This is a genomic window from Pseudoxanthomonas sp. G3 (assembly GCF_057654715.1).
The window spans coordinates 1-23,306 of sequence record NZ_CM172805.1; the positions used below are offsets into that span (position 1 = coordinate 1).

General features: G+C 66.1%; 23 protein-coding genes. 15 read left to right on the forward strand and 8 right to left on the reverse strand.

All coding sequences use genetic code 11. From position 1 onward, the window contains the following. From dnaA to AC23D6_RS00060, 12 genes are all read left to right on the forward strand, one after another. Complete coding sequence (gene dnaA / locus AC23D6_RS00005) at window positions 1-1,335, forward strand: chromosomal replication initiator protein DnaA (protein WP_487750818.1); 1,335 nt, start codon at window positions 1-3, stop codon at window positions 1,333-1,335. Between the two features lie 309 nt (window positions 1,336-1,644). Continuing rightward, window positions 1,645-2,745: a DNA polymerase III subunit beta gene (dnaN, locus tag AC23D6_RS00010; protein WP_487750819.1), complete on the forward strand. Its 1,101-nt coding sequence runs from the start codon at window positions 1,645-1,647 to the stop codon at window positions 2,743-2,745. A 172-nt stretch (window positions 2,746-2,917) separates the two neighbouring features. Next, window positions 2,918-4,024, forward strand: a complete 1,107-nt coding sequence (gene recF / locus AC23D6_RS00015) for a DNA replication/repair protein RecF (RefSeq protein ID WP_487750820.1) — start codon at window positions 2,918-2,920, stop codon at window positions 4,022-4,024. A gap of 110 nt (window positions 4,025-4,134) precedes the next feature. Continuing rightward, the gene (gyrB, locus tag AC23D6_RS00020) at window positions 4,135-6,600 is read left to right on the forward strand and encodes a DNA topoisomerase (ATP-hydrolyzing) subunit B (protein WP_487750821.1); all 2,466 of its coding nucleotides are present in this window, start codon (window positions 4,135-4,137) and stop codon (window positions 6,598-6,600) included. A gap of 70 nt (window positions 6,601-6,670) precedes the next feature. Continuing rightward, window positions 6,671-7,432, forward strand: coding sequence for a CPBP family intramembrane glutamic endopeptidase (locus AC23D6_RS00025; RefSeq protein WP_487750822.1), 762 nt, complete (start codon window positions 6,671-6,673; stop codon window positions 7,430-7,432). 69 nt (window positions 7,433-7,501) lie between these two features. After that, complete coding sequence (locus AC23D6_RS00030; RefSeq protein ID WP_487752689.1) at window positions 7,502-8,308, forward strand: M48 family metallopeptidase; 807 nt, start codon at window positions 7,502-7,504, stop codon at window positions 8,306-8,308. A gap of 129 nt (window positions 8,309-8,437) precedes the next feature. Continuing rightward, window positions 8,438-9,646, forward strand: a complete 1,209-nt coding sequence (locus tag AC23D6_RS00035) for a tetratricopeptide repeat protein (RefSeq protein ID WP_487750823.1) — start codon at window positions 8,438-8,440, stop codon at window positions 9,644-9,646. A 160-nt stretch (window positions 9,647-9,806) separates the two neighbouring features. Further along, window positions 9,807-10,481 carry an energy transducer TonB gene (locus AC23D6_RS00040; RefSeq protein WP_487750824.1) on the forward strand — a complete coding sequence of 225 codons (675 nt, stop codon included), beginning with the start codon at window positions 9,807-9,809 and terminating at the stop codon, window positions 10,479-10,481. Between the two features lie 79 nt (window positions 10,482-10,560). Beyond that, the gene (gene exbB, locus AC23D6_RS00045; protein ID WP_093293952.1) at window positions 10,561-11,310 is read left to right on the forward strand and encodes a TonB-system energizer ExbB; all 750 of its coding nucleotides are present in this window, start codon (window positions 10,561-10,563) and stop codon (window positions 11,308-11,310) included. Window positions 11,311-11,356: 46 nt separating this feature from the next. Further along, window positions 11,357-11,782, forward strand: a complete 426-nt coding sequence (locus AC23D6_RS00050; RefSeq protein ID WP_487750825.1) for an ExbD/TolR family protein — start codon at window positions 11,357-11,359, stop codon at window positions 11,780-11,782. A gap of 3 nt (window positions 11,783-11,785) precedes the next feature. Then, a complete protein-coding gene (locus AC23D6_RS00055) occupies window positions 11,786-12,196 on the forward strand; it encodes an ExbD/TolR family protein (RefSeq protein ID WP_093489061.1) in 411 nt (136 codons plus the stop codon). Between the two features lie 157 nt (window positions 12,197-12,353). Then, window positions 12,354-12,749, forward strand: coding sequence for an ExbD/TolR family protein (locus AC23D6_RS00060; protein WP_487750826.1), 396 nt, complete (start codon window positions 12,354-12,356; stop codon window positions 12,747-12,749). 15 nt (window positions 12,750-12,764) lie between these two features. Here the strand turns inward: AC23D6_RS00060 and AC23D6_RS00065 are convergent, their stop codons facing one another. The 3 genes from AC23D6_RS00065 to cls form a co-directional block, all read right to left on the reverse strand. Further along, window positions 12,765-13,541 (reverse strand): pyridoxine 5'-phosphate synthase, encoded by a 777-nt coding sequence (locus AC23D6_RS00065; protein WP_487750827.1) that lies wholly within the window; start codon window positions 13,539-13,541, stop codon window positions 12,765-12,767. A 22-nt stretch (window positions 13,542-13,563) separates the two neighbouring features. Next, entirely contained in the window at window positions 13,564-13,827 is a 264-nt protein-coding gene (locus AC23D6_RS00070; protein WP_487750828.1) for a hypothetical protein, read from the reverse strand. A 66-nt stretch (window positions 13,828-13,893) separates the two neighbouring features. After that, window positions 13,894-15,348 carry a cardiolipin synthase gene (gene cls / locus AC23D6_RS00075; protein WP_487750829.1) on the reverse strand — a complete coding sequence of 485 codons (1,455 nt, stop codon included), beginning with the start codon at window positions 15,346-15,348 and terminating at the stop codon, window positions 13,894-13,896. Window positions 15,349-15,407: 59 nt separating this feature from the next. Here cls and AC23D6_RS00080 point away from each other — a divergent pair, with 59 nt between their 5' ends. Beyond that, window positions 15,408-16,496: a PA0069 family radical SAM protein gene (locus AC23D6_RS00080; RefSeq protein ID WP_487750830.1), complete on the forward strand. Its 1,089-nt coding sequence runs from the start codon at window positions 15,408-15,410 to the stop codon at window positions 16,494-16,496. Between the two features lie 105 nt (window positions 16,497-16,601). Here the strand turns inward: AC23D6_RS00080 and AC23D6_RS00085 are convergent, their stop codons facing one another. Both AC23D6_RS00085 and AC23D6_RS00090 read right to left on the reverse strand, forming a co-directional pair. Beyond that, window positions 16,602-17,315 (reverse strand): 2OG-Fe(II) oxygenase, encoded by a 714-nt coding sequence (locus AC23D6_RS00085; RefSeq protein ID WP_487750831.1) that lies wholly within the window; start codon window positions 17,313-17,315, stop codon window positions 16,602-16,604. A 28-nt stretch (window positions 17,316-17,343) separates the two neighbouring features. After that, the gene (locus AC23D6_RS00090; RefSeq protein WP_487750832.1) at window positions 17,344-18,375 is read right to left on the reverse strand and encodes a class 1 fructose-bisphosphatase; all 1,032 of its coding nucleotides are present in this window, start codon (window positions 18,373-18,375) and stop codon (window positions 17,344-17,346) included. 97 nt (window positions 18,376-18,472) lie between these two features. Between AC23D6_RS00090 and AC23D6_RS00095 the strand changes: the two genes are divergently transcribed. Further along, window positions 18,473-19,708 (forward strand): MgtC/SapB family protein, encoded by a 1,236-nt coding sequence (locus tag AC23D6_RS00095; protein ID WP_487750833.1) that lies wholly within the window; start codon window positions 18,473-18,475, stop codon window positions 19,706-19,708. Window positions 19,709-19,813: 105 nt separating this feature from the next. Here AC23D6_RS00095 and AC23D6_RS00100 read toward each other — a convergent pair whose 3' ends face one another. The 3 genes from AC23D6_RS00100 to prpF all read right to left on the reverse strand — a co-directional run bounded on the left by AC23D6_RS00100 (window position 19,814) and on the right by prpF (window position 22,817). Further along, window positions 19,814-20,443 carry a response regulator transcription factor gene (locus tag AC23D6_RS00100; RefSeq protein WP_487750834.1) on the reverse strand — a complete coding sequence of 210 codons (630 nt, stop codon included), beginning with the start codon at window positions 20,441-20,443 and terminating at the stop codon, window positions 19,814-19,816. Beyond that, window positions 20,440-21,546 carry a sensor histidine kinase gene (locus AC23D6_RS00105; RefSeq protein WP_487750835.1) on the reverse strand — a complete coding sequence of 369 codons (1,107 nt, stop codon included), beginning with the start codon at window positions 21,544-21,546 and terminating at the stop codon, window positions 20,440-20,442. Before AC23D6_RS00105 ends, AC23D6_RS00100 begins: the two co-directional genes overlap by 4 nt. Before the next feature lie 77 nt (window positions 21,547-21,623). Beyond that, entirely contained in the window at window positions 21,624-22,817 is a 1,194-nt protein-coding gene (gene prpF, locus AC23D6_RS00110) for a 2-methylaconitate cis-trans isomerase PrpF (protein WP_487750836.1), read from the reverse strand. On the opposite strand from prpF, the gene AC23D6_RS00115 reads away from it, so the two are divergent. Continuing rightward, complete coding sequence (locus AC23D6_RS00115; RefSeq protein ID WP_487750837.1) at window positions 22,816-23,178, forward strand: hypothetical protein; 363 nt, start codon at window positions 22,816-22,818, stop codon at window positions 23,176-23,178. The two genes, prpF and AC23D6_RS00115, sit on opposite strands and share 2 nt — an antisense overlap. Window positions 23,179-23,306: the final 128 nt, after the last annotated feature.

Consider the following 23,306-nt stretch of genomic DNA (forward strand, 5'->3'; position numbering starts at 1 on the left):
ATGGATGCCTGGCCCCGTTGCCTCGAACGCCTGGAAGCCGAATTGCCGGCCGAGGACGTACACACCTGGCTGAAGCCCCTGCAGGCCGAACAGCGCAGCAATGCTGTGGTGTTGTATGCACCGAACGCCTTCATCGTGGAACAGGTCCGAGAGCGTTACCTCGGCCGCATCCGCGAACTGCTCGACCATTTTGCCGGACACGACGACGTCTCCCTGGAAATCGGTTCGCGCAACAAACCGGCCGACCCGGCTGCGGCGTCGACCTCCGCGGGTACGGGCAGCGCGCGCGTCGTGGCTGCGACGGAGCCGTTTGAAGGCAACCTGGACAGCCACTACACCTTCGACAACTTCGTCGAAGGCCGCAGCAACCAGCTTGGCCGTGCCGCCGCTTGGCAGGCGGCGCAAAAGCCGGGCGACCGCGCGCACAACCCGCTGCTGCTGTACGGCGGCACCGGTCTGGGCAAGACCCACCTGATGTTCGCCGCCGGCAACGAGCTGCGCCGCCAGAATCCGGCCGCGCGCGTGCTGTACTTGCGCAGCGAGCAGTTCTTCAGCGCGATGACCAAGGCGCTGATCGAAAAGTCGATGGACCAGTTCAAGCGCCGCTTCCAGCAGGTCGACGCGCTGCTGATCGACGACATCCAGTTTTTCGCCGGCAAGGACCGTACGCAGGAAGAGTTCTTCCACACCTTCAACGCGCTGTTCGACGGCCGCCAGCAGATCATCCTGACCTGCGACCGTTATCCGCGCGAAGTAGAGGGCTTGGAGCCGCGGTTGAAGTCGCGCCTGGCCTGGGGCCTGAGCGTGGCGATCGATCCGCCGGATTTCGAGACCCGTGCGGCGATCGTGCTGGCCAAGGCGCATGAGCGCGGGGCGCAGATTCCCGACGACGTAGCGTTCCTGCTGGCCAAGAAGATGCGCAGCAACGTGCGCGACCTGGAAGGCGCACTCAACACGCTGGCGGCGCGGGCCAACTTCACCGGGCGCGCGATCACCACGGACTTCGCCCAGGAAACCCTTCGCGACTTGCTGCGCGCGCAGCAGCAAGCCATCAGCATCCCCAATATCCAGAAGACCGTGGCAGACTACTACGGTCTGCAAGTCAAGGATCTATTGTCGAAGCGGCGCACGCGTTCACTGGCGCGTCCGCGGCAGGTGGCGATGGCCCTGGCGAAGGAACTGACCGAACACAGCCTGCCGGAGATCGGCGATGCGTTCGCCGGCCGTGACCACACGACCGTGCTGCACGCCTGTCGCCAGATCCGCACCCTCATGGAGGCGGACGGCAAGCTGCGCGAGGACTGGGACAAGCTGATCCGCAAGCTCAGCGAGTGAGGCCCCGTCTCCGCAGCGGGTCAGTGGAGGCGTGGCGCCATTGTCGGGAACGGCGGGGACGGCCGCAACGCATAACTTCGTGGACAATCGGCAGGATCGGTTGTGGACAACATGTGCAGGATTTCACGAGCGAAAGTTATCCACACGTTCCCACACCGCTACACCGGATGCTGTCCACCGGGTTTCGGGTGGTATAAGACGAATAAAATCAAGGTGTTAGTTGGGTTCTCCCGCGATTTCGGCCCTACCATCACCACCAGCTTTTAAGTTTTTAGTCCTAAAATCAAAAGCGAAGGGGCTCCAACACTCATGCGTTTCAGTCTGCAGCGCGAAGCTTTCCTCAAGCCCTTGGCCCAGGTGGTCAACGTGGTCGAACGCCGGCAGACGTTGCCGGTCCTGGCAAATTTCCTGGTGCAGGTGCAGAACGGTCAGCTCTCGCTGACGGGTACCGACCTGGAAGTGGAGATGATTTCCCGCAGTGCCGTCGATGACGCGCAGGATGGCGAAACCACGATCCCCGCGCGCAAGCTGTTCGACATCATTCGCGCGCTCCCGGATGGCAGCAAGGTCACCGTGAGCCAGACCGGCGACAAGGTCACCGTGCAGGCCGGTCGCAGCCGTTTCACGCTCGCCACCCTCCCCGCCAACGATTTCCCGTCGGTGGACGAAGTCGAAGCGACCGAGCGGATCGAGGTCCCGGAAGCGACGTTGAAGGAACTGATCGAGCGCACCTCATTCGCGATGGCGCAGCAGGACGTCCGGTACTACCTCAACGGTCTGTTGTTCGACCTCAGTGAGCGCACCCTGCGTTGCGTGGCGACCGATGGCCACCGGCTGGCACTTTGCGAATCGCAGCTGGAGGGCGCACCGGTCGGCAAGCGCCAGATCATCGTGCCCCGCAAGGGCGTGACGGAGCTTCAGCGTCTGCTGGAAGGTGGAGACCGCAGCCTCGAGCTCGAGGTCGGCCGCAGCCACATTCGCGTCAAGCGCGATGATGTCACCTTTACCTCGAAGCTGATCGATGGCCGTTTCCCGGACTATGCCGCCGTGATCCCGATCGGTGCGGACCGCGAAGTGCGCCTGGATCGCGAAGTCCTGCGCGCGGCCTTGCAGCGTGCGGCGATCCTCTCGAACGAGAAGTACCGCGGCGTGCGGGTCGAAGTGTCGCCGGGCCAACTGAAAATCAGTGCGCACAATCCGGAACAGGAAGAGGCACAGGAAGAGATCGAGGCCGACACCAAGGTCGACGGCTTGGCGATTGGCTTCAACGTGAACTATCTGCTGGATGCCTTGTCGGCGCTGCGCGATGAGCACATCGTCCTGCAGCTGCGTGATGCCAATTCGTCGGCGTTGGTACGCGAAGCCAGCAGCGAGAAGTCCCGGCACGTCGTGATGCCGTTGCGTCTCTGACCTTGTTCCACGTGGAACACAACGGATCGCCCGGCCCGCGCCGGGCGATGTCGTTTAGGGCTTCCAAGCCGCCGGACAGGACGGCCTCGCAGGCTAGAATCGCCGACATGTCGCTGCTGTACGCCCGAGCCCCCTCATTCGCTAGCCTCATCGCTCATCCAAGGCCGTCCTCGTGGAGGTGACGCGCCTCGAAGCCAGTGGCCTGCGGCGGTTTTCCCAGGTCTCGATGGCGCCCGCACCGGGCATCAACCTGATCACCGGCGACAACGGGGCAGGCAAGACCAGCCTGCTGGAGGCGCTGCACCTGATGGCGTACGGACGCAGCTTTCGGGGCCGCGTACGGGATGGCTTGATCCGTACCGGGACGGAAGCGATCGAAGTCTTCGTCGAATGGCGGGAAGCCGCCCAGGGTCGACAGCGTCGTGCCGGCCTCCGGCACAGCGGCCAGACGTGGACCGGCCGTCTCGATGGGGAGAATGTGGCCCAGCTCGGCGACCTATGTGCAGCCTTGGCGGTGATCAGCTTCGAACCGGGTAGCCATTCGCTGGTCACAGGCGGCGGCGAACCGCGTCGTCGTTTCCTGGATTGGGGCTTGTTCCACGTGGAACAGGGTCGAGAGGGGGGCTTTCTCCCGCTCTGGCGACGATACGCCCGCGCGCTGAAGCAGCGGAACAGCCTACTCAAGGCCGGCGTGGGGGGCGCCCAGCTGGACGCCTGGGATCATGAGTTGGCAGAAGCAGGCGAGCCGCTGACCGCCCACCGTCAAGGCTATCTCGACGCGCTCCAGAACGACGTGGTCTCCGTCGTTCAGGAGCTGGCACCTTCGCTGGGTGCGGCTTCCCTGCAGTTCCAGCCCGGGTGGCGACGGCATGATCTGTCGTTGTCCGACGCCTTGCTGCTTGCCCGGGAGCGGGACCGCGCGGCGGGCTACACCACCGTGGGGCCGCACCGGGCCGATTGGCGTATCGATTACACTGCCCTGCCCCAACGCGAAACCCTGTCGCGGGGCCAGGCAAAGCTCACGGCCCTGTCCTGCCTGTTCGCGCAGGCCCAGGATTTCGCCCGTCGGCGCGGCGAGTGGCCCGTGATCGCGCTAGACGATCTGGCTTCTGAGCTCGACCGGCACCATCAGCGTCGGATCCTCGAGCGGCTGCTGGCCAGTGGAGCCCAGGTGTTGATCACGGGTACTGAAGCGCCTGTGGGTCTGAGCGAAAGCGGCGTGCAGCCTGCGGTGTTCCACGTGGAACAGGGCGCAATCGGGCGTCAAGTCAACACCTGAGACAAGGCTAAGTGCGCACCAGTGCTATAATTCCGCCTTGATCCCTTGGCGTGCCCAATGCGCCCACCGACCGGTGGCGCGGCGCCCGCCATGCAGCCGACACGAAGCGAATGACCGACGAAACGACCCCTTCTGCACCGAACGGCAACACGTACGACGCCAACAGCATTACCGCTCTTGAGGGTCTGGAGGCGGTCCGCAAGCGCCCCGGCATGTACATCGGTGACGTGCACGACGGCACGGGTCTGCACCACATGGTGTTCGAAGTCGTCGACAACTCGATCGACGAAGCCTTGGCTGGTCACGCCGACCATGTGGCGGTGACGATCCACGAGGACGGGTCGGTCTCGGTCTCCGACAACGGTCGCGGCATTCCGGTCGGCAAGCATGCACAAATGAGCGCCAAGCTCGGACGCGAGGTTTCAGCGGCCGAAGTAGTCATGACGGTCCTGCATGCGGGCGGCAAGTTTGACGACAACAGTTACAAAGTGTCCGGCGGTCTGCACGGCGTGGGCGTTAGCGTGGTCAACGCACTGTCCGAGAAGTTGCAGCTGGACATCTTCCAGGGCGGTTTCCACTATCGGCAGGAATACAGTAATGGCGCCGCCCTGGTGCCGTTGACCCAGGTCGAAAGCACCAACAAGCGCGGCACCACGCTGCGCTTCTGGCCGTCGGTGACGGCCTTCCACGGCAACGTGGAATTCCACTACGACATTCTGGCCCGCCGCCTCCGCGAGCTGTCCTTCCTGAACTCGGGCGTCAAGATCGTGCTGGTGGACGAGCGCGGCGAAGGCCGTCGCGACGACTTCCACTACGAAGGCGGTATCCGCAGCTTCGTGGAGCATCTGGCGCACCTGAAGACGCCGCTGCATCCGAATGTGATCGCGGTGAGCGGTGAGCAGAACGGCATCACGGTGGAGGTCGCCCTGCAGTGGACCGACGCCTACCAGGAAACGATGTTCTGCTTCACCAACAACATCCCGCAGAAGGATGGCGGCACCCATCTGATCGGCTTTCGCGCGGCGCTCACGCGCACGTTGACGAACTACATCGAACAGAACGGCATCGCCAAACAGGCCAAGGTCAATCTGTCCGGCGACGACATGCGCGAAGGCATGATCGCCGTGCTGTCGGTGAAAGTGCCTGATCCGAGCTTTTCCTCTCAAACGAAGGAGAAGCTGGTCAGTTCCGACGTCAGGCCGGTCGTTGAGAGCACATTCGGCGCACGTTTGGAGGAGTTCCTGCAGGAGCACCCCCACGAAGCCCGCGCCATCGCCGGCAAGATCGTCGACGCCGCCCGCGCCCGCGAGGCGGCCCGCAAGGCGCGCGACCTGACCCGCCGCAAGGGTGCGCTGGACATCGCCGGCCTGCCCGGCAAGCTGGCCGACTGCCAGGAGAAGGATCCGGCGCTGTCGGAGCTCTTCATCGTCGAGGGCGACTCGGCAGGTGGTTCCGCCAAGCAGGGCCGCAACCGCAAGAACCAGGCCGTGCTGCCGCTGCGCGGCAAGATCCTCAACGTGGAACGCGCGCGCTTCGACCGCATGCTCGCCAGCGCCGAAGTGGGCACGCTGATCACTGCGCTCGGTACCGGCATCGGCAAGGACGAGTACAACCCGGACAAGCTCCGCTACCACCGCATCATCATCATGACCGACGCCGACGTCGACGGTTCGCACATCCGGACGCTGCTGCTGACGTTCTTCTACCGGCAGATGCCGGAGTTGATCGAGCGAGGGCACGTGTACATCGGCCTGCCGCCGCTCTACAAGCTGAAGCAGGGCAAGCAGGAGCTTTACCTGAAGGACGACGCGGCGCTGAATGTCTACCTCGCGAACAACGCGGTGGAAGGCGCGTCACTGATTCCGGCGAACGGCGAACCGCCGATTTCCGGCGAGGCGCTGGAGAAGCTGCTGCTGGTCTTCAGCACCGCGCGCGACGCCATCGCGCGCAACGCGCATCGCTACGATCCGGTGCTGCTGGAGTCGCTGATCGACTTCACGCCGCTCGATGCCGAACACCTGCAGCAGAATATCGACGAGCGGCACGAACTGGCCGCACTCGAAGCCAAGCTCAACCGTGGCAGCCTCGGCACCGCACGCTATGCGCTGACGCTGCAGCCGGCGACTGAGCAACGCCCTGCCGCGCTGCTGGTCACGCGCCGCCACATGGGTGAGGAGCTGGTACAGGTGTTGTCGCTGTCGGCGTTCGAGACCGGCGAACTGCGCCCGCTGCGCGAAGCCGCCGCCCTGCTGCATGGCTTGGTGCGTGAGGGCGCGCAGGTCGTCCGCGGCAACAAGGCGCAGCCGGTGGCCACGTTCGCCGATGCGCAGGCATGGTTGCTGGAAGAAGCCAAGAAGGGCCGCAGCATCCAGCGCTTCAAGGGCCTCGGCGAAATGAATCCGGAACAGCTGTGGGACACCACAGTCAATCCGGATACGCGCCGCCTGCTGCAGGTTCGCATCGAAGACGCCGTCGCTGCCGACCAGATCTTCAGCACGCTGATGGGCGATGTGGTGGAACCGCGCCGCGAGTTCATCGAGGACAACGCGCTCAAGGTATCGAACCTCGACGTGTGACGCCGCGCGGATGACGACCAGCCCGAACGATCCGGCGCATGCCGGCGGTAGCGCATCGCTGCGCGCCGTCTTGTCGGCGTTCGCGCTCGATGTCGTGCTAGCGATCATCCTGTCGTTCTCCACAATGATGCTGGGGCTGTTTGTATGGTCCGCCTGGCGCGGCATGCAGCTCGCGCAAGGCGGCGGCGCGCTCGACGTCGCGCGGATGCAGGCTCAGATAGGTACGCCGCCCGTGCTGTTCCTGATCGTGCTGACGCTCGTCAGCACTGGGGGCACCGCGCTGGTGCTGTATTTCTGGCGACGTGGTGCGACGCCTGTCGAGCGGTCCCGTTCGCGCGCGGCGACACGACGTCTCCGAACCTGGTGGCTGGTCCTGTTGGCCGGCGTGACAACGTTCCTGTTCAGCACGTTGCTGACCGCTGCGGGACGCGCACTCGGGCTCGATCTCACTCCAAGCAATCTGGAATTGATTGAAGCCGGGTTCGCCCGGTATCCGGTCTTCCTGGCGTTCTTCGCCGTGGTCCTGGCGCCGTTGTACGAAGAACTGCTGTTTCGCCGCGTCCTGTTCGGCCGGCTTTGGCAGGCGGGCTGGCCGGTGCTGGGCTTGCTTCTGAGCAGCGTGATCTTCGCCCTGGTGCACGAGATGCCCGGCCTTAATGGCAAGCCGGCCGCCAGCACGCTTTTCCTGATCGCGGTCTACGCCGGCATGGGGGCCGTGTTTGCGGCGGTCTACCGCACGACGGGTACGCTGTGGGCGCCGATCGGGGCGCATATCCTGAACAACGCGCTAGCGCTCGCTGTCCTGCAGGTGTACGGCGGTGCGCAGGGTTAGTGTGATTGACGAAAGTTTAAGATGTGCTTCTCCAGACTCCTGCCGTCTACACCGTTGCAGGGGGCGCGCATGAAACCTCATATCCTGGCTTTGGCGATCGCGCTCGGCGCAACCGCCTGCGCGACCACCACGTCACCCACTGGGCGGACGCAGATGGTCGGCGGCGTCTCCCAGGCGCAACTCAACCAACTCGGCGCCCAGGCCTTCGCTGAGACGAAGGCGAAGGAAACCCTCAGCAAGGACGCCCGTCAGAACAGCTATGTCACCTGCGTGGTCAACGCTCTGGTGCGCCAGTTGCCGCCAGACCAGCGCAGCGTGGCATGGGAAACCGCGCTTTTCACTGACAACGAACCCAATGCGTTCGCACTGCCGGGCGGGAAGGTCGGCGTGAACACCGGCATCTTCAAGGTGGCGAAGAACCAGGATCAGCTGGCGGCCGTGCTAGGCCACGAAATCGGCCATGTCATCGCACGTCACCATGAAGAGCGCATCACCCGCCAGATGGGCGCGCAGACAGGTGTCGGCGTGATCAGCGCATTGCTGGGTGCGCGCTATGGCCAGAACGCCGCCAACACGGCCAACCAAATCGGCGGCATGACGGCGCAGACCGTGTTCCTGCTGCCGGGGTCGCGGGAACAGGAAAGCGAAGCCGACATCGTTGGCCAGCGCCTGATGGCTCAGGCGGGCTTTGACCCGCGCCAGGCCGTCGGTCTGTGGCAGAACATGATGGCTGCCAGCGGTGGCCGATCGCCGCAATGGCTGTCGACACATCCCGACCCCGCGAACCGCATCCGTGAGCTTGATCGCGACGCGCCTTCCCTCGTTCCCACCTACGAGGCGGCCAGGAAGGCCGGAAACACACCGAAATGCGGCTGATACGGTCTGGTATTGCTGCGGAGCAGCACACGCAACGGTATCCGCCCCACCTCGGTTTCTGTTAGTTTTGCCGGCCCCGCACGCGGCGGGTGCAACCGCAATCTCCCGCAAGGCCCCACGAGGTTTGACATGAAGCTCCTGACCCCCAAGACCACCCTGCTCAGCCTCGCGTTGCTCGGCGCATTCGCCGGCGGTGTCGCATCGTTCGATGCGGAAGCGGCTCGCCGCGGCGAGCAGAAGAAGGAAGAAGCGCTCTATCCGGACGCCACGCGTGAAGAGCCGAAGGGCAAGGGTTCTCCCAAGGTCCAGACCAAGCTCAACAAGCTGATCGAAGCCTATAACAAGGCTCTCGAACAGGACGACGAGGCCAAGGCCCAACAGGGGTATGCGACCGCGCGCGGTTTGGCCGACGAGATCCTCTCCAACGAATCGGCCAACGAATACGACAAGGCCCTCGCTGCCCAGATCGCATCGCAGGTCGCGATGAACGACAACGACGAGGCCGCTGCGGAGCGCTACCTCAAGCAAGCGATCGATTCCAACGCACTGGGTAACAACCAGCACTTCCAGTTGCAGTTGCAGCTGGCGCAGCTCCAGTTGCAAAAGGACGACTACACCAATGGCTTCGCCACGCTGGACAAGTACCTCGCCGAATCCAAGAGCAAGCGCCCGGGTGACCTCGCCTTCAAGGGTCAGTACCTCTACCAGGCCGAGCGTTATGCCGACTGCATCCCGCCGCTGAAGCAGGCGATCGAAACCTCGACCAGCCCGGACGACAAGGTCGACAACTGGACCCAGATCCTGATGGTCTGCTATCAGGAAGCCGGCCAAACCGCTGAAGCCCTCAAGGTCGCCGAAGCGCTGGCGGCCAAGTCGCCCAACGACAAGCGTGCCCAGATGAACCTGGCCACCATCTATCTGAACTCCGAGCAGGAGGCCAAGGCGGCGGCCGTGCTGGAGAAGATGCGCGCGTCCGGCCTTATGACCGAGGAGAAGGACTACAAGCAGCTCTTCATTACCTATGCCAACATGGACGGCAAGGAGAAGGAGGTCATCTCCGTCGTTAACGAAGGCCTGCAGAAGGGCCTGCTGAAGCCGGACTTCCAGACCCAGCTCGCCCTGGCCCAGGCCTACTACTATTCCGAGCAGATCCCGCAGGCGATCGAGGCTTGGCAGAAGGCCGCGCCGCTGGGCACCAACGGCGACACCTACCTCAACCTCGCCCGAGTCCTGTGGCAGGAGGGACGCATTCCGGAAGCCAAGGTGGCTGCCCGGGCCGCGCTGGAGAAAGGTCTGAAGAAGCCGGAAGACGCGAAGAAGATCATCGCGCTCCCGTAACGGGAATTCGTGACACCGAAGGCCAAAAATCCATACGGGTGATGGCACCGGGCAGCCGGATTGGTATAAGCTGGGGGTTCCGCCGGTGAAAAGCTCGCCGGCAGGGCCCAGAACTAACGAGGCGCCTCGGTGCCCGTATCAACCTTGAGTTAATTGGCGCATGGCTGAACAACTGGTCATCAACAGGTACCGGGAAGAAGAAGAGGACACCAGCCTCAACTGGCCCCGTATCATCGGTATTGCCTTCGTGATCGCATTGCACGCAGCGGCGCTGCTCGCATTGCTGATTCCGGCCGTCGCCCCGCCGGCGGAGAAGGAGCAGGAGCGCCGCACCTCCGTGGTGATCGTCGACGCCCCGCCGCCTCCCCCGCCGCCGCCGCCGCCGCCGCCGAAGCAGGACACGCCGCCGCCGCCGGTCAAGAACCTGGCGCCGCCGAAGACCACCCCGCTGCCGCCGCCGCCTGAGGCGCCGCCGGTCGATATCGCCGAGCCGCGTCCGACCGACATCGTCAGCCCGCCGTCGCCCCCGGCCCCGCCGGCGCCGACGCCGGACATCGGCGCCAGCGTGGACATCTCGTCCAAGAACATGAATCCGCCCCGCTACCCGCCCGCCGCCGCGCGCGCCGGTATCGAAGGCACGGTGATCCTGATCATCGACGTGGACGCCAACGGCAACGTGACCAACGTGTCGGTGGAGAAGTCCAGCCGCAACCGCGATCTGGATCGCGCGGCGATGGAAGCGGCCCGCAAGTGGCGCTTCAACGCGTCGGTCGTCAATGGCCAGAAGGCCGCCGGTCGCGTCCGCGTCCCGGTCGATTTCAACATGGGCGGTTGAGGGCGGTCGCCGCTCTCGTCCCCAGTTTCGTTCGTCACCCGCACCACCCTCAATCAACACTTATATAAAGGTAAGCGTCATGCTGCAGGAAACCCTTTTCGCCGCCGCCGCCGGGGGCACCAACGCCGCGAATGCCCTGTCGCAAATGGGCTTCGAGCACATGATCAGCGAAATGCTCAGCAAGCCCGGCGAGTTCATCGTCTCCTGGGTCGTGCTGCTCACCCTGGTCATCATGTCCGCCATGTCCTGGTACTGGACGGTCATCAACGTGCTGCGCAGCACCCGCCTGAAGGGCCAGGCCGACCGCGTCACCAGCGCCTTCTGGGAAACCCCGAACGCGCAGGACGCCATCCGCCTGATGGAAGAACAGCCGAAGAACGAGCCGTTCTCCAAGATCGCCCTGGACGCCGCTCAGGCTGCCGCCCACCACCAGCGTTCGGAAGGTTCGGGCGAGACCCTGAGCCGCTCGGAATTCGTGGACCGCGCCCTGCGCCAGGCCGTCACCCGTGAGAGCACCAACCTGCAGGGCGGCATGACGTTGCTCGCCACCGTCGGTGCGACCGCGCCGTTCGTGGGTCTGCTGGGTACGGTGTGGGGCATCTACGGCGCCCTGATCCGCATCGGTGCGACCGGCCAGGCCTCGATCGACGCCGTTGCCGGCCCGGTGGGTGAAGCGCTGATCATGACCGCCATCGGCCTGTTCGTCGCGATCCCGGCCGTGTTCGCCTACAACTTCTTCAGCAAGACGAACGCGGCCGTCATCGCCAAGTTCGACACGTTCGCGCACGACCTGCACGACTTCTTCGCCACCGGCTCGCGCGTTCGCTGAGCCGGCGGTACAAGTAGTCAACGCAACGTTCTAGACGGAGCCCGTCATGGCTTTCAGTAGTGGTAATAGCGGTGGCCCCATGGCCGAGATCAACGTCACGCCCCTCGTGGACGTGATGTTGGTGCTGCTGATCATCTTCATCATCACGGCGCCGCTGATGTCGCATAAGGTGAAGATCGAACTGCCCGAGGCGAACCTTGTCCAGGACAAGGAGAAGGAAGCGCCGAAGACCCCGCCCATCACCATTTCGGTGAAGGAGAACGGGGATCTGTTCTGGGGCGATGAGCCGGTCTCCAAGGAAATCCTGGAGTCCCGCCTGTCCAGTGCTGCCCAGCTGCAGCCGCAGCCCAAGCTCAACCTGCGTGGCGACAAGACGACGAAGATGGGCACCATCGCCGACGTCACCAAGATTGCGCAGAGCCAGGGCATGCTGGACATCGGCTACGTGGCCACGAAAGAGAAGGGGCAGTAAGCCATGGCATTCAGTAGTGGTGGAAGCAAGGGCCCCATGGCCGACATCAACGTCACGCCCCTCGTGGACGTGATGCTGGTGCTGCTGATCATCTTCATCGTGACCGCACCGATCATGACGTATCCGATCGAGGTGGCCCTGCCGCAGCGCGTGATCAACCCGCCACCGCAGTTGCGCGAGCCGCCGCCGCCGATCGACCTGCGCATCGAGGCCGACAACACGATTTACTGGAACAACAGTCCGGTGAGCGTGGCCGACCTGCAGCAGCGGATGGAACAGGAGGTCCAGCGCGACCCGACCAACCAGCCGGAGCTGCGCATCGAAGCGAAGTCGGAAGCGCACTATGACGTGATGGCCAAGGTCCTCGCCGCTGCCAAGAACGCGCAGATGATGAAGATCGGTTTCGTGCAGTAACCCTGACGCGCAATACCTTTGAACGCCGCCCTTCAGGGCGGCGTTTTTCTTTGCGCCGACACAACGGCTACGTCTGCCGGCGCGCCGCCGCCCCTTGCGGCCCGCCGGGGACGGGCGTAGCGTCGGCGCCGTATCCCCGACGATAAGGAGGTGTGCGATGGCGTTCTCCGCTCCTGCAGGTCGTACGGAACTGGCTGAGATCAACATCACGCCACTGGTGGATGTGATGCTGGTCCTGCTGGTCATCTTCATGGTCACGGCCCCGCTCCTGTCGCGGCCGATCGAAACCCTCCTTCCCCAGCGCGTCGATGGGGAGCCGTCCAATCCGCCGAACGACCTCGTCCTGAAAGTCGGGCTGGCGGGCGCCTACACCCTGGACGACAGGCCGGTGACGCTGGAGGGATTGCGCCGCCAGCTGGAAGACGCCCGTATCTCGGATCCCAAGACCGTGCTGCAGGTCGAAGCGGTCGATGGTGCCGAGTACCAGCAGTTGGTGCGCGCACTGGCGCAGGCCGAGGCCAGCGGCATCCGCAACATCGTCATGCGCGACTGACGCGCGGCGTCGCACTCAGCGGCGGTGTGCGGCCGCCGCTGTCGCGTCGTCGAGGATCGCCAGATAGGCCTGCACGGTGCGCTGCAGGCCCGCATAGAGGGCCTCGCCGATCAGCGCATGGCCGATGGACACCTCCAGCACGTCGGGCACATGCTCGAGGAACTCTTCCAGGTTGCCTTGGCTCAGGTCATGGCCCGCGTTGACGCCCAAACCGAGCGCCTGCGCTTCGCGCGCGGTCCGGAGGCACCGGGCCAGCGCGAGGGACGCATCGCCGCGCGCGGCCGCCTCCGCGAACGGACCCGTATAGATTTCGATCCGGTCGGCGCCGATCCGCGCCGCGGTCTCCAGGCCTTCGCAACCGGCATCGACGAACAGGCTGACGCGGCAGCCGAGCCGCTTGAGTTCCGCGATCAGCGGCGCTAGACGCTCGCCGTCGCGGGCGAAATCGAACCCGTGGTCCGAGGTGATCTGCCCGTCGCCGTCGGGAACCAGCGTGGCCTGGGCCGGGCGCGCGGCGTCGCACAGGGCGATGAAGCCGGGATACCCCTCGCGCGGCGGGGCGAACGGGTTGCCTTCGATGTTCAGTTCGACGCCGCTTTCGTCGGTCAGCGCGGCCAGCGCAAGCACGTCGTCGGGGCGGATGTGGCGCCGGTCCGGGCGCGGATGCACGGTGATGCCATGGGCGCCCGCGTACAGGCAGGTACGCGCGGCGCGCACGACGTCCGGCTCGCTGCCGCCGCGCGAGTTGCGCAGCACGGCGATCTTGTTGACGTTGACACTCAGCAGGGTCATGGCGCCGTCCTTGGTCCGCAGCTCACACGCCAGGCGGCTCGGCGGGTGGCACCGAGGCGTTGCGGCGGGCTTCGGCCATCTCGCGCAGGCGGCGCAGTTCGGCAGGATCGATCATCGTCGACTGGTCGCGGCTGCTGTCGCCGATGCGCCGGCCATACCAGCCCACGATCCAGGCGATGAACAGGGCGAGCGAGGCCAGCATCAGGATCACCATCAGTGCCATCGATGTCGTGCGCATCGCGATGACCATGCTCGCGAGCGCCATCAACAGGAAAAGCCAGTGCATCGTCCACCCCCGGGGCTTGGTGGGCGCATCTTACCGCCTCCACCCCGGGCCAAAAAACGCCCTGCTTCACAGCAACGGCGACATCAGCCGCGCCAGTGCCTCGGGCAGCCGATGGCGCCAGAGCGAACGGTCGCGCTGTACCCGCACCGGCTCGCTGGCCGCGATCTCCGTTTCGAGCCATTGCGCCAGCGTGCCAGCCACACCGCGGTCGCGGAACATCATCGAAATCTCGAAGTTCAGGCGGAAACTGCGGTGGTCGAAGTTGGCGCTGCCGATGATCGCCAGTGCGTCGTCGCAGAGCAGCGCCTTGCTGTGCATCATCCGCGGGCCGTACTCGTACACCTTCACGCCCGCGGCGATCAGTTCGTCGAAGTAGGACCGCGCCGCCAGCGTCGCCAGGCGCGAGTCGCTGACCTTGGGCACCACCAACCGCACGTCTAGTCCGCCGAGCGCGGCCGATGTCAGGGCCATCCGCGCGGCCTCGCCGGGCACGAAGTACGGCGTGACCAGCCAGACGCGCTTCCTTGCTTCATGGATCGCCGCGACCTTGATGCGGTGGATCGGTTCCCACGCCGAGTCCGGGCCGGACACCAGCGCCTGCGCGGCGATGCCACCTTGCACGTTCGCATCGCTCGCGCTCCACAGCCGCGTCCCCTGGAAATCCTTGCGCTGCTGGCCCGTGGCATAGACCCAGTCTTCGACGAATACCTGCTGCACGCTGCGGACGATCTCGCCTTCCAGCCGCAGGTGCAGGTCCCGGTACGCGTCATCGCGCAGGGATTCGTCCTCTTCGTCGGTGACGTTGATGCCGCCGGTGAAGGCGATGCGACCGTCGATGACGACGATCTTGCGATGCGTGCGCAGGTTGAGCCACGGTCGGGTGAAGGGCCGGAACCTGGTCGGATGGAACCAGGCATACTCGCCGCCGGCTTCGACCAGCGGCCCCAGTGCGCGCTTGCGTAGCCGGTTGGAACCCACCGCATCCAGCAGCAGCCGCACCGCCACGCCTTCGCGCGCCTTGGCGGTCAGCGCTTCCAGCACGCGCCGGCCGGTCCGGTCACCGTTGAAGATGTAGTACTCCAGGTGGATGTGGTTCTCCGCTTGAGCGATCGCATCCAGGATCGCCTGGTAGGTGTCGCAGCCATCGACGAGCTGTTGCACCGAGGTGGCGGTGGACGGCGGAAGACCGGTCGTCTTCTGCGCCAGCATCGGCAGTTCCGCACTGTTGCCATCGGTTGGCGCGAACACCTCGTAGCTTTCGAGGCCTTCGCGTGAACGCGTGCGCCGCAGCTGGTGGCGCTTGATCCGCTGGGGTCCGAGCAGGAAGTAGATCGCGTAGCCCACATACGGCAGCAGCGCCAGAGACAGCACCCAGCTGAGCGTGGCCACGGGTTCGCGCTTCTGCAGGATGATCCAGGCGCACAAGGGCACCAGGTAGAGCAGCCAGGCCGCCGTAACCCACAGCTGCAGGTTCGGCACCGAGGCCATCATGTCCCACAAGGCGGTGAGGTGTTCGCGCATCCCGCGATTCTATATGCGTCGTCGCGGCGGCTGCGACGACGTGGGCGTAAGCTCGCCGCATGGCGACGACGCGGCACCCCGGCATCAAGGGACGAGGCTCCACCGGCTACCTGCCGGGACGGTTCGCCGTGACCACGCCGGAGACGGTGGACGACGGCTGGCACGAGGCCGATACCGAAGGCGACATTGCCTCGGCACCCCGGACCGAACTGCGCGAGGAGATGGCGCGCAGCGTCATCACCCGCAACCAGTCGCCGGACATCCCGTTCGAGCAATCGTTGAATCCCTACCGCGGCTGCGAGCACGGCTGCAGTTACTGTTTCGCGCGCCCGTCGCATGCCTACCTCGACCTGTCGCCCGGGCTGGATTTTGAGACCAAGATCTACGCCAAGACGAACGCACCGGAAGTGCTGCGCAAGGAGCTGTCCAAGCGCGGCTACCAGCCCAGCCCGATTTCGCTGGGCATCAACACCGATGCCTACCAGCCTTCGGAACGGAAGCTGCAACTGACCCGCCGCATCCTGGAGGTGTTGGCGGAGACGAAGCACCCGGTCTCGCTGATCACCAAGAACGCGCTGGTCGAACGCGATCTGGATCTGCTGGCACCGATGGCGCGCGAGCGTCTGGTGCACGTCTATTTTTCCATCACGACGCTCGACAACGGCCTGTCCTCGCGGCTGGAACCGCGCGCCTCCGCACCGCATAGCCGGCTAAGGGCGGTGAGGCGGCTGAGCGACGCGGGCGTACCGGTCGGCGTGATGTTCGCGCCGGTGATCCCCTGGGTGAACGACCACGAGCTGGAAGCGGTGCTCGAAGCGGCACGCGATGCCGGCGCCTCTGCGGCAGGCTACGTGCTGCTACGCCTGCCGCACGAAGTCGCGCCGCTGTTCCGCGACTGGCTGCAGACCCACCTGCCCGACCGTGCCGCGCACGTGATGAGCACCGTACAGCAGCTGCGCGGCGGCAAGGATTACGACAGTCGGTTCGGCACGCGCCTGCGCGGCGAGGGCGTGTATGCCGACCTGCTGGCGCGGCGTTTCGGCCTGGCGTTGAAGCGCTACGGCTTCGAAGGGCGTCGCCATCCGCCGTTCGACTGCACGCGCTTCATTCCGCCGCGCGTGGCGTCGCCACAGGGCGAGCTGTTCTGACGCGATAACGGCGCGTTGCGACGACAGGCCATGGTGCAGGCGCTGGAAGATCACGGTGGGGGACGCAACCTCGAGGCGCAGCAGAGGACCGCCTGAGCCGATGGCTCAACGTCCGCCGTACAGCCGCTCCGCGCGCTGGAACAGGATCCAGCTGGTCGCGATGTACTTGTCCCCGCCCACCGGGCGGTTGCCGCGATGCGTGTGGGTGAATGCGGTGGGTGCGATCAGCAGGCTGCCGGTGCGCGGCGCTATCTTGCGCTGCTGGTGGAAGAACTCGGTTTCCCCCTCGTCGAACCCGTCGTTGAGGTAGAGCGTCCACAACACGTGGCGATGCAGCGGCTCCGCATCCGCGCCCTTCGGAAACAGCTCGCAGTGCCAATACGGATAACCGCCTTCGCCGGCGGGATAGCGCTGCAGGTTGATCCGGCCCGGCACGAATACCGCCATGATCAACCGCATCAGCGCATCGTCGTCCATGCTGGCGACATCTTCGTAGCCGAGCCGGTGCAACTGCCCGTCGGCGCCCGGCTGTTGCAGCATCAGCGGCGCGATCAGGCTGAAGGGATACGTGCGCAGATACTGCTTCAGGCCGGCGAGCACGGCCAGGTTGAGGCGCTGTTCCACGTCGCGCCAGTCGGCCAGCCCGCTGATGCTGATGTCGCGGCTGTGCTTGAGCTCGGGATGGTGGCCGCCGCCGACCTGCCCCGGCTGGTCCTGCCGGCTGGCATCGAAGCGTTCCACGATGGCGCGGCAGGTCGCCGCATCCAGGGCGTCGTGATAGACCTCGATGAAGTCGGCGGCGTGCGGATTCGGCGTCATGGCCGGATTCTAGCCGCCGCGCCGCGGGTCAGGCGGCCGCCGTGTCGTGGGCCAGGTGATAGCCGACCGCCGCTTCGACTTCCTTCTTCGAACCGAGGAACACGGGCACCCGCTGGTGCAGGTGCGTCGGGCGCAGCGACAGGATGTCCTCGCGGCCGGTGCTGGCCGCGCCGCCGGCCTGTTCGACCAGCATGCCCATCGGGTTGGCCTCGTACATCAGGCGCAGCTTGCCGGCCTTGCCCGGGTCCTTGCGGTCCCACGGATAGATGAAGATGCCGCCGCGGGTCAGGATGCGGTGCACATCGGCGACCATGCTGGCGATCCAGCGCATGTTGAAGTCCTTGCCGCGCGGACCTTCCTTGCCGGCGAGCAGGTCGCCGACGTAGGCCTGCATCGGCGCTTCCCAATGGCGCTGGTTCGACATGTTGATGGCGAACTCCTTCGTCTCCTCGGGAATGCGCATGTCGCGCTGGGTCAGCACGAAGGCGCCCTGCTCGCGGTCCAGCGTGAACGCATGGGTGCCGTTGCCGGTGGTGAGCACCAGCATCGTGCTGGGGCCGTAAATGCAGTAGCCGGCGGCCACCTGCTCGCGGCCCGGCTGCAGGAAATGCTCGTCGCCCGGCGTGGTCACGCCGTCCGGGCAGCGCAGCACCGAGAAGATGGTGCCGACCGAGACGTTGACGTCGATGTTCGAGCTGCCGTCCAGCGGATCGAACAGCAACAGGAAGCCGCCGCGTGGGTAAGCGTCCGGGATCGGCTGGCTGTGGTCCATTTCCTCCGATGCGCACGCCGCCAAGTGGCCGCCCCAGGCATTGGCTTCCAGCAGGATGTCGTTGCTCAGCACGTCCAGCTTCTTCTGCGCCTCGCCCTGCACGTTGCCGGTGCCGGCGTCGCCCAACACGCCGCCCAGCGCGCCCTTGCTGACCGCGATGGAGATGCTAGTGCAGGCGCGCGCCACCACGGCGATCAGCTGGCGCAGGTCGGCGCTGATGCGGCCGGCGCGCTGTTCTTCGATCAGGTAGCGGCTCAGCGAGACGGCGGACGGAGCGGGAGCGGGCATGATGGGGTCCACGGCGAAGGTGCGCGCATTGTCCGGGTTGACGAGACCAATGCAAGACCATTCGTTATGCTCGCAGACCTGAACGAGGAAGGACGCGATGGACGAAGCGACCCCGCAGACCTGGCTGGCCCTGTCCTCAGCCCTGGGGCTGGGCCTGCTGATCGGCCTGGTGCGCGAGCGCAGCCCGGGCCGCGGCCACCGGATCGCCGGCCTGCGCACCCATGCGCTGGTGGCGCTGGCGGCGGCGATCGCCGCTTGGCTGGGCCTGCCCGTCGTGTTGGTGGCCTTGGGCATCACCGGCGTGCTGGCCGCGATGGCCTACCGGGCGACCCATCAGGACGACCCGGGACTCACCAGCGAGATCACCCTGGTCCTGACCTTCCTGCTCGGCGCGCTGGCCATGCGCCAGCCGGCGCTGGCGGCCGGGCTGGCCGTGGTGGTCGCGGTGCTGCTGTACGCCAAGCAGCCCCTACACGAACTGACCCGCGAGACGCTCAGCGAACGCGAGGTCTTCGACGGCCTGCTGCTGCTGGCGTCCGCGCTGGTGATCCTGCCGCTCCTGCCCGACCGCGCCATCGGTCCGTACGATGCGATCAACCTGGCGACCATCTGGAAGCTGGTGGTGCTGGTGATGGCGGTCAGCGCGCTGGGCCATATGGTGTTGCGCGTGGTCGGCAACCGCTGGGGCCTGGCAGCGGCCGGGTTCTTCGCCGGCTACGTGTCGTCCACCGCGGCGACGATCGGCTTTGGCCAGCGGGCGAAGGAAACGCCGGCGCTGCTGCGCTCGGCCGTCGCGGCGGCGCTGCTGTCCAATCTCGCCTCGCTGACGTTGTGCGTGCCGATCCTGTGGGCGGTATCGCCGTCGCTGGTCCGCGACCTGCTGCCGGAGCTCGGCGTGATCGGCGCGGTACTCCTGGCGGGCGGGCTGCTCGGTCTGCGCCGCGGGGACGACGATGCGGTGAAACCGCCGACGTCGGAAAGCCGCATGTTCCGCTTCGGCCAGGCGCTGGGATTCGCGCTGCTGGTCGGGGCGCTGACCTTCGTCGCAGCGGCGCTGGCGGCATGGATCGGTCCGCGCGGCGCGATGGCGGCGGCCGCGTTGTCGGCAGTGGCGGAACTCCACGCGGCGGTGGCCACGCTGGCCAACCAGTTCGCGCGCGACGGCCTGGAAGCCGCGGAAGCGCGCTGGTGGATGCTGGCGCTGCTGTCGGCCAGCCTGATCGCCAAGTCCATCATCGCCTGGGTCAGCGGCGGTGCGGCGTATGGCCTGCGCGTATCGGCTGGCCTGCTGGCCGCGCTCGCGTCGGGTGTGGCGATGGCGTGGGTGTTCTGACGCACGCGCAATGCCCGGTGTGGGAGCGACGTGAGTCGCGATGCTTTTCCCCTGGCGGCACATCGCGACTTACGTCGCTCCCACAGGAAACAGCGTTGGTGCCGATCAAATGATCCGCAGCGTGATCGCCTTCAGCACGGCGCGCGTACGGTCGCGGGTACCCAGCTTGTCGAGGATGGTGGAGACGTAGTTCTTCACCGTGCCCTCGGCCAGGAACAGCGTGCGCGCGATTTCCTTGTTCGAATAACCGCCGGCTAGCAGGCGCAGGATCGCCACCTCGCGTTCGCTGAAGGTATCGGTCGGCGCCGCTTCGTCGTGGAAGCGGTAGCGTGCGCGCACCGGGTCCGTGCTGACTGGCTGCAGTAGCGTCTCGCCCCCGGCGACCCGGCGGATCGCATCATGCAGGTCTTCGGGCGCGGCATCCTTCAAGAGGAAGCCTTGGGCACCGGCCTCCGTGGCGCGCAGCAGCAGGTCGCTGTCGTCGAACGTGGTCAGCAGCAGCACCGGCGTGCGGTCGCCACGTTCGCGCAATCGGATCAAGGCATCGATGCCGTCCACGCCGGGCATGCGGATGTCGCTCAGCACCACGTCCACCGGCTGCGCTTGCAGCTTGGCGAGCAGGTCCGCGCCGTCGTCGGCCTCGAACACCACGTCCACCTGCTGCGCCTTCAGCAGGGCGCGCAGGCCCGCGCGAACCAGCGCCTGGTCGTCGGCCAGGGCAACACGCACGCTCATGCGGGCAGCCTCACGTCCACGCGCAGTCCGCCGGTGGCGCTGCTGCCCAGGCACAGGTCGCCACCGAGCGCCGCCACGCGTTCGCGGATGCCCGACAAGCCGTTGCCTTCGCTTATCCGGCCCTTGAGCCTGCCGTCGTCTTCGATGTGCAGGTGCATCCCCGCGTCCTCGTTCTTCAGTGAAACCGTCAGCGTGTCCGCGTTCGCGTGGCGCGCGGCGTTGGTCAGGCATTCCTGCACGATGCGCAGCAGCGACTCCGCGACCACGGGGTCGCCGATCTTTACGCTGTCGGCGATGGACAGGGCGAGTGCGGGCCGTGGGAACGGCGCGGCCAGGGCGCGGATCGCGGTCTGCAGGTCCAGGCCGCGTGAATCGCGCATCGCCTGCACCACGCTGCGGATATCGTCCAACAGCTCCGTGGAAAGTTGCTGCGCGATACGCACCTCTTCGCGCCCGGCGAACGCAGGATCGCTGGCCAATGCCCGCAGGTTGAGCTTCATCGCGGTGAGTTTGTGCCCGGCCACGTCATGCAGTTCGCGCGCCACGCGCAGCCGTTCGGCATCGCGCGCGCTGTCGGCCAGCAAGGCGCGCGTGGCCAGCAGGTCGGCGTTGACGCGGGCCAACGCATCACGGGAATCCTCCGCCCGGCGCGCGTAGTGCACGCACAGGCCGGCGAGCGCCTGGAAGCCCATGTTGATCAGCGTCATCGTGCCCGGCGCGCCGAAGTCGTGGTGCACCAGCAGCGCATAGAACGCCGCGTTCAACACCAGTGACGCACCGACCACCCATCGCGGCGACAGCACATTGACCGCGCAGGCGACCCACACCACCAGCAGCACCTGTGCGGTGCCGATACGCGGGGTGAGCCAGGCCAGCAGCAACGCAAGACCGGCCATCGCTACCAGCGCGATCCGGCGCGATCGTTTCCAGGTGTCCGGTGCCAGCGCAAACAACAGGAATCCCAGCGCATACGCACCCAGCGCGGCGGCCGCGGCCGGCAGGATGTCCGGCGGCAGGAAGCGCAGGCCCAGGGACACGGCGCCGATCGTGAAGACGCCCGCAAGCGTCATGGGTTCGCGAAGTCGGGTCAGGGCCATCCACATGCGCCCATGCTGTCGCGCGGGCGCGGCCGAGGCAATGGCCTGGGCGAAAGTGGTGACTTCCGGCAGGTGGTCTGCGCTTAGAACGCGTCGCCCGGGATACGCACGGCGCCTTCCATCAGCACACGCGCGCTGCGGCTCATCACCGCCTTGGTGACCGCCCAGGCGCCCTCCACCTGTTTGACGTCGGCCCCGACGCGCAGCGTGCCCGAGGGATGCCCGAACACCAGTACCTCGCGCGTGCCGCCACCGGCGGCCGTATTCACCAGCGTGCCGGGCACCGCAGCCGCCGTGGCGATGGCGACCGAGGCCGTGCCCATCATCGCGTGGTGCAGCTTGCCCATCGACATGGCGCGCGCCAACAGGTCGATATCGTGCGCGTGCACGGGCTTGCCGCTCGACGACACGTAGTCCTTCGGCGGCGCGACGAAGGCGATCTTCGGCGTCAACGGTCGCTTCGCCGCGGCGGCGGCATCGGCGACCAGGCCCATGCGCACCGCGCCGTGCGCGCGGATCGCCTCGAGCTTCGCCAGCGCATCCTGGTCTTCGTTGATCGCGCCCTGCAATTCGGTGCCGTCGTAGCCCAGCGCCGCAGCCTCGACGAAGACCACCGGCACACCGGCATTGATCATCGTGACCTTGAACACGCCCACGCCGGGCACATCCAGGTCATCGACGAGATTCCCGGTGGGAAACATCGCGCCGCCACCGTCGCCATCGCCCTCGTCGGCCGGATCGATGAACTCCAGTTGCACTTCGGCTGCCGGGAACGTCACGCCGTCCAGTTCGAAATCGCCGGTCTCCTGCACCTCGCCGTTCGTCACCTGCACGTGGGCCACGATGGTCTTCTGGATGTTGGCCTGCCAGATGCGCACGCTGCATAGGCCATCGCGCGGTACGCGCGACGGATCGACCATGCCGTTCGCGATCGCGAACGGTCCGACCGCCGACGACAGGTTGCCGCAGTTGCCGCTCCAGTCGATGAAGGCCTCGTTGATCGGCACCTGTCCGTACAGATAATCCACGTCATGGTCCGGCTGGGTACTCGGCGAGATGATCACCACCTTGCTGGTGCTCGACGTCGCCCCACCCATGCCGTCGGTGTGCTTGCCATACGGATCGGGCGAACCGATCACGCGGCTCAGCAACGCATCGCGCGCCGGTCCCGGCACCTGTGCGCGCTCGGGCAGGTCTTGCAGGCGGAAGAACACGCCTTTCGACGTGCCACCACGCATGTAGGTGGCGGGGATGCGGATCTGGGGAGCGTGGGGCATGGCGGATCTTTCAAAATTGGGGGAAAAGGTCGGTCTGCACAACGCGGGCCGGGGCTGGATCAAGTTGCCAGCGTGCCAGTGTGTGGTACCTGTGGGGTTTGCCGCCGGCGCTGACGAGCTCGAAGGTCTCAACACGCCAGGGAACGGTCAACAGCGGCTGCGAGGAGATCTCCGGGCCCTCGTAGCGGTAGTCAAGCGTGAGATGGGGCGAGTGATTTCCACCTCGCGGCAGGCCATGTACCAGCGTGGCATGACCTATCGCGTCGATCAGTCGTTCCAGGCCCAGGCAACGGCCGCGCGTACGGATCTCGGCATGTTCCTCGGCACGCGCCCGGTCCAGCTCGAGGTCGAAACTGGCTGACCTCACCTGATTACCCGCGGCTATCAGTCTCTCCCGGATCCACGGTTTGTCCGCATATCGGTCACTGACAGACTGGTGCCAGCACTCCGGTGGCCAGCTCGGGACGAGCAGGGATCCAAGTCCTGCGT

Coding starts and splice junctions, on each gene's coding strand:
- AC23D6_RS00100 (WP_487750834.1), bottom strand. CDS start 20,443: ATGAGCGTGCGTGTTGCCCTGGCCGACGACCAGGCGCTGGTTCGCGCG.
- gyrB (WP_487750821.1), top strand. CDS start 4,135: ATGACCGACGAAACGACCCCTTCTGCACCGAACGGCAACACGTACGAC.
- cls (WP_487750829.1), bottom strand. CDS start 15,348: ATGCGCGAACACCTCACCGCCTTGTGGGACATGATGGCCTCGGTGCCG.
- prpF (WP_487750836.1), bottom strand. CDS start 22,817: ATGCCCCACGCTCCCCAGATCCGCATCCCCGCCACCTACATGCGTGGT.
- AC23D6_RS00030 (WP_487752689.1), top strand. CDS start 7,502: ATGAAACCTCATATCCTGGCTTTGGCGATCGCGCTCGGCGCAACCGCC.
- AC23D6_RS00035 (WP_487750823.1), top strand. CDS start 8,438: ATGAAGCTCCTGACCCCCAAGACCACCCTGCTCAGCCTCGCGTTGCTC.
- AC23D6_RS00065 (WP_487750827.1), bottom strand. CDS start 13,541: ATGACCCTGCTGAGTGTCAACGTCAACAAGATCGCCGTGCTGCGCAAC.
- AC23D6_RS00055 (WP_093489061.1), top strand. CDS start 11,786: ATGGCATTCAGTAGTGGTGGAAGCAAGGGCCCCATGGCCGACATCAAC.
- AC23D6_RS00095 (WP_487750833.1), top strand. CDS start 18,473: ATGGACGAAGCGACCCCGCAGACCTGGCTGGCCCTGTCCTCAGCCCTG.
- AC23D6_RS00060 (WP_487750826.1), top strand. CDS start 12,354: ATGGCGTTCTCCGCTCCTGCAGGTCGTACGGAACTGGCTGAGATCAAC.
- AC23D6_RS00070 (WP_487750828.1), bottom strand. CDS start 13,827: ATGCACTGGCTTTTCCTGTTGATGGCGCTCGCGAGCATGGTCATCGCG.
- AC23D6_RS00085 (WP_487750831.1), bottom strand. CDS start 17,315: ATGACGCCGAATCCGCACGCCGCCGACTTCATCGAGGTCTATCACGAC.
- dnaA (WP_487750818.1), top strand. CDS start 1: ATGGATGCCTGGCCCCGTTGCCTCGAACGCCTGGAAGCCGAATTGCCG.
- AC23D6_RS00040 (WP_487750824.1), top strand. CDS start 9,807: ATGGCTGAACAACTGGTCATCAACAGGTACCGGGAAGAAGAAGAGGAC.
- AC23D6_RS00090 (WP_487750832.1), bottom strand. CDS start 18,375: ATGCCCGCTCCCGCTCCGTCCGCCGTCTCGCTGAGCCGCTACCTGATC.
- AC23D6_RS00115 (WP_487750837.1), top strand. CDS start 22,816: ATGGCGGATCTTTCAAAATTGGGGGAAAAGGTCGGTCTGCACAACGCG.
- AC23D6_RS00050 (WP_487750825.1), top strand. CDS start 11,357: ATGGCTTTCAGTAGTGGTAATAGCGGTGGCCCCATGGCCGAGATCAAC.
- exbB (WP_093293952.1), top strand. CDS start 10,561: ATGCTGCAGGAAACCCTTTTCGCCGCCGCCGCCGGGGGCACCAACGCC.
- dnaN (WP_487750819.1), top strand. CDS start 1,645: ATGCGTTTCAGTCTGCAGCGCGAAGCTTTCCTCAAGCCCTTGGCCCAG.
- AC23D6_RS00080 (WP_487750830.1), top strand. CDS start 15,408: ATGGCGACGACGCGGCACCCCGGCATCAAGGGACGAGGCTCCACCGGC.
- AC23D6_RS00105 (WP_487750835.1), bottom strand. CDS start 21,546: ATGTGGATGGCCCTGACCCGACTTCGCGAACCCATGACGCTTGCGGGC.